Source organism: Flavobacterium sp. WG21 (assembly GCF_000335775.1).
Classification (GTDB): domain Bacteria; phylum Bacteroidota; class Bacteroidia; order Flavobacteriales; family Flavobacteriaceae; genus Flavobacterium; species Flavobacterium tructae.
The window spans coordinates 15,409-27,538 of sequence record NZ_AMYW01000037.1; the positions used below are offsets into that span (position 1 = coordinate 15,409).

At 34.4% G+C, this 12,130-nt stretch carries 12 protein-coding genes; 8 read left to right on the top strand and 4 right to left on the bottom strand.

The annotated features are described in order from the left end of the window. Positions 1 to 33 precede the first annotated feature (33 nt). The 3 genes from C245_RS0119805 to C245_RS0119815 all read right to left on the bottom strand — a co-directional run bounded on the left by C245_RS0119805 (position 34) and on the right by C245_RS0119815 (position 4,667). On the bottom strand, positions 34 to 1,086 hold the full coding sequence (locus C245_RS0119805) for an acyltransferase (RefSeq protein ID WP_017498358.1): 1,053 nt from the start codon (positions 1,084 to 1,086) through the stop codon (positions 34 to 36). 34 nt (positions 1,087 to 1,120) lie between these two features. After that, positions 1,121 to 3,622: a DUF5686 and carboxypeptidase-like regulatory domain-containing protein gene (locus C245_RS0119810; protein WP_017498359.1), complete on the bottom strand. Its 2,502-nt coding sequence runs from the start codon at positions 3,620 to 3,622 to the stop codon at positions 1,121 to 1,123. A 67-nt stretch (positions 3,623 to 3,689) separates the two neighbouring features. After that, positions 3,690 to 4,667: a pyruvate dehydrogenase complex E1 component subunit beta gene (locus tag C245_RS0119815; RefSeq protein ID WP_017498360.1), complete on the bottom strand. Its 978-nt coding sequence runs from the start codon at positions 4,665 to 4,667 to the stop codon at positions 3,690 to 3,692. Between the two features lie 493 nt (positions 4,668 to 5,160). Between C245_RS0119815 and C245_RS0119820 the strand changes: the two genes are divergently transcribed. The 4 genes from C245_RS0119820 (at position 5,161) to C245_RS0119835 (ending at position 8,706) form a co-directional block, all read left to right on the top strand. Then, positions 5,161 to 5,907, top strand: coding sequence for an electron transfer flavoprotein subunit beta/FixA family protein (locus C245_RS0119820; protein WP_017498361.1), 747 nt, complete (start codon positions 5,161 to 5,163; stop codon positions 5,905 to 5,907). A gap of 75 nt (positions 5,908 to 5,982) precedes the next feature. After that, on the top strand, positions 5,983 to 6,951 hold the full coding sequence (locus tag C245_RS0119825; protein WP_017498362.1) for an electron transfer flavoprotein subunit alpha/FixB family protein: 969 nt from the start codon (positions 5,983 to 5,985) through the stop codon (positions 6,949 to 6,951). Between the two features lie 165 nt (positions 6,952 to 7,116). Further along, positions 7,117 to 7,740 (top strand): bifunctional nuclease family protein, encoded by a 624-nt coding sequence (locus tag C245_RS0119830; protein WP_017498363.1) that lies wholly within the window; start codon positions 7,117 to 7,119, stop codon positions 7,738 to 7,740. A gap of 114 nt (positions 7,741 to 7,854) precedes the next feature. Next, a complete protein-coding gene (locus C245_RS0119835; RefSeq protein ID WP_017498364.1) occupies positions 7,855 to 8,706 on the top strand; it encodes a thymidylate synthase in 852 nt (283 codons plus the stop codon). 37 nt (positions 8,707 to 8,743) lie between these two features. Here the strand turns inward: C245_RS0119835 and C245_RS0119840 are convergent, their stop codons facing one another. Beyond that, positions 8,744 to 9,040, bottom strand: coding sequence for an isoamylase early set domain-containing protein (locus C245_RS0119840; protein ID WP_017498365.1), 297 nt, complete (start codon positions 9,038 to 9,040; stop codon positions 8,744 to 8,746). A gap of 236 nt (positions 9,041 to 9,276) precedes the next feature. On the opposite strand from C245_RS0119840, the gene C245_RS0119845 reads away from it, so the two are divergent. The 4 genes from C245_RS0119845 (at position 9,277) to C245_RS0119860 (ending at position 12,129) form a co-directional block, all read left to right on the top strand. Continuing rightward, positions 9,277 to 9,621: a 2TM domain-containing protein gene (locus tag C245_RS0119845; protein WP_017498366.1), complete on the top strand. Its 345-nt coding sequence runs from the start codon at positions 9,277 to 9,279 to the stop codon at positions 9,619 to 9,621. 11 nt (positions 9,622 to 9,632) lie between these two features. Further along, positions 9,633 to 10,115 carry a dihydrofolate reductase gene (locus C245_RS0119850; RefSeq protein ID WP_026110180.1) on the top strand — a complete coding sequence of 161 codons (483 nt, stop codon included), beginning with the start codon at positions 9,633 to 9,635 and terminating at the stop codon, positions 10,113 to 10,115. Between the two features lie 570 nt (positions 10,116 to 10,685). After that, positions 10,686 to 11,417: a bifunctional demethylmenaquinone methyltransferase/2-methoxy-6-polyprenyl-1,4-benzoquinol methylase UbiE gene (gene ubiE, locus C245_RS0119855; RefSeq protein ID WP_017498368.1), complete on the top strand. Its 732-nt coding sequence runs from the start codon at positions 10,686 to 10,688 to the stop codon at positions 11,415 to 11,417. A gap of 1 nt (position 11,418) precedes the next feature. Continuing rightward, on the top strand, positions 11,419 to 12,129 hold the full coding sequence (locus tag C245_RS0119860) for a porin family protein (protein ID WP_026110181.1): 711 nt from the start codon (positions 11,419 to 11,421) through the stop codon (positions 12,127 to 12,129). The last annotated feature ends 1 nt before the right edge of the window (position 12,130 follow it).

Below are 12,130 nucleotides of genomic sequence, written 5' to 3' on the forward strand. Positions count from 1 at the left end.
AATACTCAAAATTAAACAAAATTACTGCAATAATTATCCCGAAATGTATTGTCCATAAGGAAGTTTATTCACCGCATAAATAATAAAAGAAGAAAGAAACAAACACAATAGCGTTGTAATAGGAATAGCCAAAACCGGATTTATAAAATCATAATCGATTCCTGAAGACACCAGAAACCGTAAAACCAGAATATGAACCAGATAAATACCGTAGCTGTATTTATTGATGAAATTAATAATCCGAATGAGGGTTGGATTTGAAATTTTTGAATTTTTGAAGAAAATAAACAATCCAATAGAAACCAGCATCACATTAAAAGTCAGGTAACCATAAAAATATTCATTAAAACGATCTTCTGATATCGATAAAAAATAAGTTCCGAAAATTGTAATAATAGCTCCAAAAGAAAGCAAGAGTACAGAAATTCGTTTCAATCTTCGGGCATCATATTGAAATGACTTGACCGACAAATAATAACCTAAAACCAGATATCCTAAAAAGCCTGTAAAGTAGGTCAGATCAACATTGATTCTGAACTTAGAAAAAATGGGCTGATTGATCATTAAAGCAAAAATCCAAATGGCCAGAAAATACAATATCTCCTTTTCATTGGCATTCTGAATCCACTTGCTGAGAATCGGGATAAAAAGATAAATCCCAATTACCATATAAATGTACCATAAATGAAAGGAACTCCCTCCGATAATAAGTGTAATGGCACGCTTAAAAATATCGACAAATGCTTTTTCAGATTCTAACAAAAATTCGCTTCTAACGGTTAGCAGAACATAAAAAAGACTCCAGAATAAGAAAGGTAAAATAATTCTCGAGAACTTTTTTCTCAAAAAATCATTCAGTTCGTATTTTTTGTTCAGCATTAATGCTCCGGTAAGCATCAAAAAAATAGGTACACAAAAACGGACAAGACCGTCGTAAACATTACCCGTCCACCAGGTAAAATTGGATATATGACCGTACTGATACAGAATATCACAGGCTACATGCACTACGATTACGCTGATGGTGGCTAAAACTCTGAGATTATTTGTCCAATTTAGATTCTTACTTTCTATAGTTATACTCATAGAAACTAAATTAAGAAAAAATCTGACAATTTATCTAAAAATAAAAACCAAATGAACCTTTTATCGCAAATTTGCTTGCATCCGGCATATTGAGGTAATTCCCTCTCCATGAGAAGTCAAGACGGAATACTTTGAATATATTTCCAATTCCGGCATTGTATTCCCAATATACATTTTCGGGTGCATTATAAGGTAAGCCCGAAGCATTAATGGCACGATTAGCATCCGAAATAGTTCCGTGTACTGCTCTGATTCCTACAAATTCTCTCCAGTTTAATTTTCTCATGAAAGGAATCCTTGCAAACAGCCTTCCTCCAAAATCATGATTCCATTGTAAAGTGGTATACTGATCGGTCACAAACTCATAGAAATTTAAATTACTGAAGGTATTCTCGATAGTAAAATAGGTTTGGTTTCCAGGGATTACACTCATTAACCCCAGCGGAATTGTACCAAAGGTTTTTCCGGTTTCAATGATAATATTGGATCTTCCTAACGGGCCAATAATAATAGGTTGTTTATAAAACAATTGGACTTTTTGATAAGCAAAATCACTGTTTAAAACCCCTTTTAAACCATAGCTAAAGTTTACAAAGAAATGACTGAACGGACTGTCAACAATATTACGCTCTACTCCAAAACCGATAGTTTTACGATTCGGCATAAACTCAAACTGAATGTTCGCCTCTGACTGTGTTACTTTATTGGCTATTACACCAGCCGGATTCGCAGCAGTTGGTAAAGTAGTATAATAGTCTAAACTAAAAGTAGGGGAAGCCGATTCTAAAGTTCTATAGGAAACTCCGGCCTGAACAACAAAATTCTTAAGAGGCTCCATTTCAAGGGAAACATTGCTCAGATTTATGTTCGTCAGTTTTCCATTACTTCCGGTGGTAAATAAGGCGGAAGAAGCAAAACTTCGTCCTAAAATATCGTTCGTAGTCGTTAAACTAGCACCAATTTGTTCGATATCGCGCCTGTTTCCTCCGGAGATAATGACACGGTTTTTCTTGTCCACCATCCATTTTCCGGAAACTCCGTATTTGAATTTATTATCGTCAAAACCATATGCCGTATAGGCTTGTATACGCCAAGGGTCATTCGGACCAAAATAAGTCCTTCCTCCTGCACGCAATCGCAATCCTTCAACTTCATTATAGCCGAATGTTGAAAAGATAGGTCCAAAATCGAAATTCTTAAACTCGACATAACCACTTCCCAGAATAGAAACTAAACTATAGAGTTGCTTGAATCTTTTAACAGTTTGCAGCGTGTCGAGCATTTTATAAATACCCGCTTCATCTTTATTGAGTTTTTCAAAACGGTTTTCATTCCAAAACTCATCCGATTTCGTATAGACAGAATTATCAATAAAATTAACTTCCTGCTTATAAAAACTTTCCGGTTTCTGAAGATTGAATTTATGATCTTTATACAATGTGGTTCGCTTTCCGTAAACCCCTTTTGATTTTTCCTTTTTGTTCAAAGCAAAATCAGACATCATATAATCACGGGTCAGAAGAAATACAGAATCATTCTCTACCTCAAATTCCTGTTCGATATAAATGTCTTTTACCCAGTTAATATTGGCACTTTTAGTAACGGCCATATTAATTTTTTTAATCGCAAAAGTGGTATCGTTTACCCAAAAATCCCCTTTAAAAGTCAGTTCATTTTTACGTCTTGGATAAAAAACAATATTATAACACCATTTTTTGTCAACATAAGCACTGTCTTTTAAAACATAATTGTAGACGTCAATTCCGGTTCTGGAAAGCGGACTTGTAAAGCTCTTATCGAAAAATTTAAGGTGATTGTCGTAAATATTATAATCAGAGTACAGGTCTTTTACAAAAGACAAAATCTGCTGATTACCATTGAACCCTGAAGTTTTATTTCCGGTCAGATTCTCCTTTGTTTTCTTTAATTTATTATCTCCGTATACATCATAAAGAGATTCACTAATAAAAATCGGCAGATACGTTTTTCCGGTAACTTCGGATGTGTCAACATGCTGGAACACAAACTCCATTCCTTTGAAGAGTTTATTCTTCATAAAAGCACTATCAATCGTGTTCATGTCAAACTCGACTTTTTCATACTTCTGCATTTGATACTGACTGAATTGGTACAGTCCGTTCTTGCGTTTACGTTCCCAGATTTTTCTCAGAATATCCAGTGCAGGATTGTTTTTCTTAGAGGTTTTTCCGGTAAAGATAACCACTTCATTCAGTGCTTCAGCTTCACTTAAAACTATTTTGAAATCATAGTTTACCGCTTTTTCCAACGTAACTTCCCGATCAGAGAATCCCGCTGAACTCACCACTAAGGTAGTATACGTATTAGGCGATTCGAGATAAAAACGTCCGTCTTCATTCGAAACGATTCCCGTATTCGACCCTTTAAAAACAACATTTGCAAACGGAATCGGCTGATTCGATTTGTCTAAAACAATTCCACTCACTTTAGTTTGTGCAGCAACGCCACCCACTAGTGCGAGTACAAAAAATAAGCTGAGTAAAATTATTCTTTTCATAATCCTGCAAAAAAAAACTTCATCAATTAACATGACTGATGAAGTTTTATAAGTATCGTTTAATTTACTATTTGTACATTACTTTCTTTACTGCTTTTACTACATCACCTGCATTAGGCAACCAATCTTTTAGTAAAACAGGAGAGTATGGTGCAGGTGCATCGGCAGTCGTAATACGCTGAATTGGCGCATCAAGAAAATCGAATGCTTGTTCCTGAACGATATAAGTAATCTCAGATGAAATACTTGCAAATGGCCAAGCTTCTTCTAAAACTACTAAACGGTTTGTTTTTCTTACAGAAGCAAGAATAGTTTCTTTATCCATTGGACGAACTGTTCTTAAATCGATAATCTCACAAGAGATTCCTTCTTTAGCCAATTCATCAGCAGCGATAAAAGCTTCTTTGATAATTTTACCAAAAGAAACAATTGTAACATCTTTTCCTTCACGTTTAACATCGGCAACTCCTAATGGAATTGTATATTCTCCGTCCGGCACCTCACCTTTGTCACCATACATTTGCTCAGATTCCATAAAAATCACCGGATCATTATCACGAATAGCAGATTTCAAAAGTCCCTTTGCATCATAAGGAGTTGAAGGTACAACCACTTTAAGTCCCGGAGTATTAGCAAACCAGTTTTCTAAAGCTTGAGAGTGAGTTGCTCCTAATTGACCTGCAGAAGCAGTTGGTCCACGAAAAACGATAGGCACATTAAATTGTCCACCTGTCATTTGACGCATTTTAGCAGCATTATTTATAATTTGATCAATACCTACTAAACAAAAGTTGAAAGTCATATACTCAACAATAGGACGACAGCCATTCATTGCTGATCCTACTGCAATTCCTGTAAAACCAAGCTCAGCAATTGGAGTATCGATTACTCTTTTTTCACCAAACTCAGCAAGCATTCCTTTTGAAGCTTTGTAAGCTCCGTTGTATTCTGCAACTTCTTCGCCCATTAAATATATGGATTCATCGTGACGCATTTCTTCGCTCATCGCTTCACAAATGGCCTCTCTAAATTGTATTGTTCTCATATTTATATTGTATGTTGAATTTTCTGAAGAGCAAAAATAAATATTTTAAATCACTTAAAAGCAAAAATTGAATTTAAAATCACACGAACTTCCGACTCTCCTGCGCTTTTAACTTTTTAAAATTTGTTATGATAATTACGAAATCGATGTAATTAACGCTTTATCACTTAAAAACTTTTTTTCAGCCCAACTTCCCGCTTTAAAATTAGGCTTCACTTCAGTAAAATTCTTACTAACTAACGTAACAATCGAAATTATAGTATAAGTCGACAACAAATTTAACAGTGCGAGCAATCTCTGTTTTGCAAAATCCCTAAGAATCAGGAAACATCAATGCATTATCAATATCCAATAACGATTAACGGCTTTCCTTATTCCATAATCTGCGAAAACGTAATAGTTTTTAAAAAATATTATGCACGCATAGTATATTATTTCAATTTTAATTTCTAAATTTGTGGAAGCGTTTTATAATTTATCAAAATATATACTTATGAAAATATTAGTTTGCATCAGCCATGTGCCTGATACTACTTCAAAAATTAACTTCTCCAATGGTGACTCAGAATTCGATACCAATGGTGTTCAATATGTAATTAATCCTAATGATGAGTTTGGTCTTACACGTGCAATCTGGTTTCAGGAGCAACAAGGTGCAACAGTAACTGTTGTAAATGTTGGAGGACCTGATACTGAGCCTACTTTACGTAAAGCTTTGGCAATTGGTGCAAACGAAGCAATTCGTGTAAATGCTAACCCAACTGATGGTTTTTTTGTTGCAAAACAATTGGCTGAAGTAATTAAAAATGGTGGTTATGATCTGGTAATTGCCGGAAAAGAATCTTTAGATTATAATGGTGGAATGGTTCCTGGAATGATTGCAGGAATTTTAGGTTCTAACTTTTTAAATTCTTGTACTTCGATCACTGTTGAAGGCAGTAATGTAAAAGCAGTCCGTGAAATTGATGGTGGAAAAGAAACTGTAAGCACTACTTTACCTTTAATCATTGGTGGTCAAAAAGGTCTTGTTGAAGAAAAAGACTTACGTATTCCGAACATGAGAGGAATCATGACAGCAAGAACAAAAGCTTTAACTATTCTGGAACCAGTTGATGCTCCGGTAAATACAAAAGCGGTAAAATTTGAAAAACCAGCTCCTAAATCAGCAGTAAAACTAGTTTCTCCTGATAATTTAGATGAATTAATCAATTTATTACACAACGAGGCTAAAGTAATCTAGTAATCAGTATTCAGTTGCAGTTTTCATTTTACATCAACTTGAAACCTGAAACTTTAAACTTCTAAACAAAAAATTATGTCAATATTAATATATGCAGAATCTGCAGAAGGAAAATTTAAAAAAGTTGCTTTCGAACTAGCTTCTTACGCTAAAAAAGTAGCTGAAACTTTAGGAACAACTGTTACCGCTTTAACCGTAAACATTAGTGATGTTAGCGAATTATCAAAATACGGAGTTGATAAAGTATTAAAAATAAACAACGATAAATTAGCTGGTTTTACTGCTAAGGCTTATGCCGATGTGATCAAACAAGCCGCTGAAAAAGAAGCTACAAAAGTAGTTTTACTTTCTTCTACAACAGATAGTATTTACCTTTCTTCATTAGTAGCTGTAGCTTTAAACGCTGGTTTCGCTTCAAATGTAGTTGGATTACCAGTTAGCACTTCTCCTTTTCAGGTAAAAAGAAATGCTTTCTCTAACAAAGCTTTCAATATTACTGAAATCACTACAGATGTAAAAGTTCTTGGTCTTGCTAAAAACTCTTACGGAATTTTCGAAAGTGCTGGATCTGCAACTGAAGAAGATTTCAACCCAACAATTGGAGACAACGATTTTGGAGTAAAAGTAGAATCTGTAGAAAAAGTAACCGGAAAAGTTTCTATCGCTGATGCTGATATCGTAGTTTCAGGCGGACGCGGATTAAAAGGCCCTGAAAATTGGGGATTAGTTGAAGATCTTGCTTCTGTATTAGGCGCAGCAACAGCTTGTTCTAAACCAGTTTCAGACTTAGGATGGAGACCTCACAGCGAGCACGTTGGACAAACCGGAAAACCGGTTGCCACTAATTTATACATTGCAATAGGAATTTCAGGTGCTATTCAGCACATTGCAGGTATCAACTCATCAAAAGTAAAAGTTGTAATCAACAACGACCCTGAGGCTCCTTTCTTTAAAGTAGCTGATTACGGAGTAGTTGGAGATGCTTTTGAAATTGTTCCGCAATTAATTGAGAAATTAAAAGCTTTTAAAGCACAGCATTCTTAATTTAAAAATTCTCTTTAAAAATATAGCTACCTAAAAACAAGATAATCGTATCTTTGTTTTAGGTAGCTTTTTTGTTCCATATTTTTTGATTAAAATTGCACCTTTATTTTTCAATCAAAAAAAGTATCAAAATGAGGCAATAATTGCCCTTTTTTATCCATATATATGAGTCTAGTAAAATTATCCATAAAAGGAATTTCATACAGTCAAACTCAAAATGGCGCTTATGCCTTAATTTTGAATGAAGTTGATGGCGAAAGAAAATTGCCTATCGTTATTGGTGCTTTTGAAGCACAATCGATTGCTATTGCTCTGGAAAAAGAAATTAAACCTCCGCGTCCGTTAACGCACGATTTGTTCAGAAACTTTGCTGAGCGATTTGATATAGTCGTAAAACAAGTAATTATTCACAAACTTGTGGATGGTGTTTTTTATTCCAGTTTAATCTGCGAAAGAGACAAAATTGAAGAAATTATAGACGCCAGAACTTCTGATGCCATTGCATTGGCTTTGCGATTTAATGCTCCGATTTTTACTTACAAAAACATTCTGGACAAAGCGGGAATTTACTTAAAATCGAATACCGCAGAAACCGATCAGGGATCTCAGGAAATTGATGATGTACTTTCGAATCCCGAAACTTTTGGACGTGAAGAGGAAAGCAATCAATCCGGAGATGTTTATTCAAAACATAGTTTACAGGAACTAAACGAACTTTTAGACCAGGCTGTTTCTCAGGAAGATTACGAAAAAGCAGCTAAAATTCGAGACGAAATTTCGAAAAGATAACTTAAGAGCTGTAAGCCATAGGCTATAAGCAATAAGCTTAACTCAAAAACATAAAAAAAAGCTTTAAGCATTAGGAAAAAACCTAAAGCTTAGAGCCTAAAGCTTAAAGCAATTATGAAACAATACTTAGATTTGGTACGACACGTTTTAGACAACGGCTGCCAAAAAGGAGACAGAACAGGAACGGGAACCAAAAGTGTTTTTGGCTACCAAATGAGATTTGATTTAAGTGAAGGTTTCCCGATGGTTACCACCAAAAAGCTACACCTAAAATCAATTATATATGAATTGCTTTGGTTCTTAAAAGGAGACACCAACGTAAAATACCTTCAGGAAAACGGTGTAAAAATTTGGGATGCTTGGGCAGACTCTAATGGCGATTTAGGCCCTGTTTACGGACATCAATGGCGTAATTGGAACAGCGAAGAAATTGATCAAATCTCTGAATTAATTACTGAGCTAAAAACAAATCCAAACAGTCGAAGAATGCTGGTTTCAGCATGGAATCCTTCAGTTTTGCCGGATACTAAAAAATCATTTGAAGAGAATGTAGCCAACAACAAAGCAGCTTTACCTCCTTGCCACGCTTTCTTTCAATTTTATGTCACAAGTCCTGACACCGAAAAAGGAGAAACAAAAGGAAAACTTTCCTGCCAACTGTACCAGCGAAGTGCCGATATATTTTTAGGAGTTCCTTTTAACATCGCTTCTTACGCTTTATTAACCCTGATGATTGCACAGGTTTGCGACTTGGAACCGGGAGAATTCATTCACACATTTGGAGACGCACACATTTACAACAATCATTTTGAGCAATTAGAACTACAACTTACACGTGAACCAAAACCACTACCTAAGATGGTTTTAAATCCGGAGATTAAAAACATTTTCGACTTTGATTACAATGACTTCACGCTTTTAGATTATGAACCGCATGCCGGTATAAAAGGAAGTGTTGCTGTATAAAACATAAAAAATCCGCTTAAAATTTAAGCGGATTTTTTTATACTACCAGAACGCTGTTTTCGCTTCCAGCATAATCATTCCACTTATACGAATCCGCCTCAGGATCGTTTTCATACACTCCGTCGACTACATATTTAAATTCGTAAATCGCGTCTTTCACCAAATCATAAGTAGCTTTAAAAGTTCCATTTTTCAATTTACTTAAAATTCCTTCCTCGGGATTCCAATTGTTAAAATCCCCAACAACTGCCGCCGAATTTGCATCTTTTGCATCTATCGTAAAGGTGACTTTACACACCGGCCTTGTTTTTACAAACTGTTTCTTCAAAGACATAACTATTTAATTTTTAGATTCATAGACTAAATTACATAAATTCATTTGAACTCCCTGTACCCCTACAATCGTTTTGTGATTATATCAAAAACACTTAGTATTTTTTTTACTTTCCGTAAATAAAACCATGTAAAATTTTGAATTTCAAAGCATTAAATCACTTTAAGAGAAATATTCCCCGATCTAAATGGGTCATTACAAAATAAATTCTAACTTTATGACCTCATTTATATCTTATGGAAAAGGAAGTACACGAACAATACGAGTATGCCAGAAGAAGAATCAGACAAAAGAAGGTCCTTTATTTTCATTTTGTACTTTTTATTCTAGGAAGTTTATTTTTATTTATCGCCAATCGATTCTTTGGTCTCGGAGCCACCAGCGGACAAGATTGGTGTATTTGGGCCATAACAATCTGGCTTTTTATCTTTATTCTGCATTTTATAAAAGTATACATCACAGATCGGTTCATGAACAAAAAATGGGAAAGAGAACAAATTGATCGGCTTGTTGCTTTGCAACAAAAGAGAATTAGTCAGTTAGAATCGAAAGTAAGTGAAGATTCTGAAAATAAAATTTAGTTTAGAATGCCATGATTATAATGATAGCGGCTGTTGCCGAAAATAACGCACTGGGAAAGAACAATGATTTAGTTTGGCATTTACCAAATGATTTTAAAAGATTTAAATCGCTTACTACCAACCATCATATTATTATGGGAAGAAAAACCTTTGAAAGCTTCCCTAAACCTTTACCAAACAGAGTACACGTTGTAATAACACGTCAAAATGATTATCAACCGGAAGGCTGTATTGTTGTTGATTCTATCGAAAAAGCGATAGCCGTATGTCCTGAAAACGAAGACTCCTATATTATTGGAGGTGGTGAAATCTACAATCTTGGTTTGCCATATACCGATATTATTGAAGTTACCAAAGTACATCATACTTTTGAAGCAGATACTTTCTTTCCTGTAATCAATGAAACAGAATGGCAGCTTGTAGAATCAGAAGAAAACTTTAAAGACGAAAAACATCTTTACGATTATACTTACGAAACGTATATCAGAAAATAAAAAAACATCCTCTTTTGGAGGATGTTTTTCAAAAATGATTGATCTTCTAAATGGACTCACTCAGGAAATAGTTTTGATAAAATAACAAATATTAAGAATAACATTTGAAATAATTAAATAACACTGTTTGTTGAGATATAATCTCAAGGGACGCCTTTAACAACAAATACCACTAAGATATTAAAGGCAAATTTCCAAAAACAAATTTTAATCCTAAGAACGTATTTCACACTTTTAAAAAATAGAGTATTGACCCCAAAACAATACTTCTTTAACTTCTTTCCTGACAAACTTAAGCACAAGTGCAAAAATAATACTCAGTTACTTTAAGCCATTTGTAACGATCAATCTTTTAAACTTCATCATTATTACTATGACAAAAGTGCATATAAATCCATCGTTCCACAATACCCACTTTTAGTGATTTTTTCAAAGTAACCATTTTTGGTGATGCTAAAAAATTTGACATTCAACATCAATTAAACCCTTACTTTTAAAACATTTAAAGCACAAAATAAAAAACCCAATACAGTTAAGACAGATTGTATTATATTTGCGTAAATTAAAATAATGTCTGAAAAAATAACTCCATATAAAGACTCTTCTTTAGGTAAAAAAGAGCAAGTTGCCCAAATGTTTGACAACATCTCCGGTAACTATGATAATTTAAATCGTGTGATCTCATTTGGAATTGACACCAAGTGGCGAAAAAAAGTACTCAAAATTGTTTCGGATACAAAACCAAAAATCATTCTTGATATTGCAACCGGAACCGGTGATCTTGCCATATTAATGTCGCAGACCAATGCTGAAAAAATTATCGGTTTAGATATTTCGGCTGGTATGCTTGAAGTGGGAAAGAAAAAAGTTCAGGCAAAAGGATTATCCAATACTATAGATTTAGTTTTGGGAGATTCTGAGAAAATTCCTTTTGAAGACAATTATTTCGATGCTATAACGGTTGGATTTGGCGTTCGAAATTTCGAAAACCTGGAAAAAGGATTTGCGGAAATTCTAAGGGTTTTAAAACCAAATGGAGTTTTTGTAATTCTGGAAACCTCTGTTCCTGACAAAACACCATACAAACAAGGCTATAAATTTTACAGCAAAAATATCCTTCCCATTATTGGAAAACTCTTTTCTAAAGACAATTCAGCCTATGGTTATTTATCTGAATCTGCTGCAGTTTTTCCTTACGGAGAAGCTCTGAACAATATTTTAAGAAAAATTGGGTTTATAGATGTTGTAGCAATGCCTCAAACTTTTGGTGTTGCAACCATTTATTCTGCCTCTAAAAAATAGTATGAAAAAAATTGTAGTCTTACTTCTATTAGTCTTATCGACGCAAGGATATTCGCAATTTGCTAAAAGCATGTTCAGCAAAGATCCTATCATTAATCTTGAAAACTGGCAAAAACAACGCCTGTATTTCGGTTATTACCTTGGGTTTAACAGTTTTGACTTTAAGTTTGACTACAAATCTCCTGGTCCTGATGTTCAGACAAAAAAGACTACCGGTTTTAATGTTGGTGTTGTAGCCGATTTAAGATTACAGGAATACATTAATCTTCGTTTTGAACCGGGATTGTACTATACCAAACGTGACTTGTATTACCCCAATTTGCCTTTGCAAAAAGACTATCTTAGAGAAGTAAACAGTACGTATATCCACTTTCCTTTACTCTTAAAATTCTCGGCATTGCGTACCGGAAACATTCGTCCTTATTTAGTTGGCGGAATGTCTTCGACACTTAACCTATCCAGCAATGCTAAATCAAAAGACGATAACTTCGAAGGAAAATTCAGAGTAAAACAATGGACTGCCGCTTATGAGCTAGGTTTTGGAATAGACATTTTCTCTGAATATTTTATCTTCTCTCCTTCTATTCGAGGAATGTTTGGAATTTCAGACGAATTAATTCGTGATAATCCGGCAAACGGACCTAGCCCTTGGACTGACAATATTGATTCTATGAAATCAAGAGCTATTTTAATAAATTTTACTTTTCATTAAA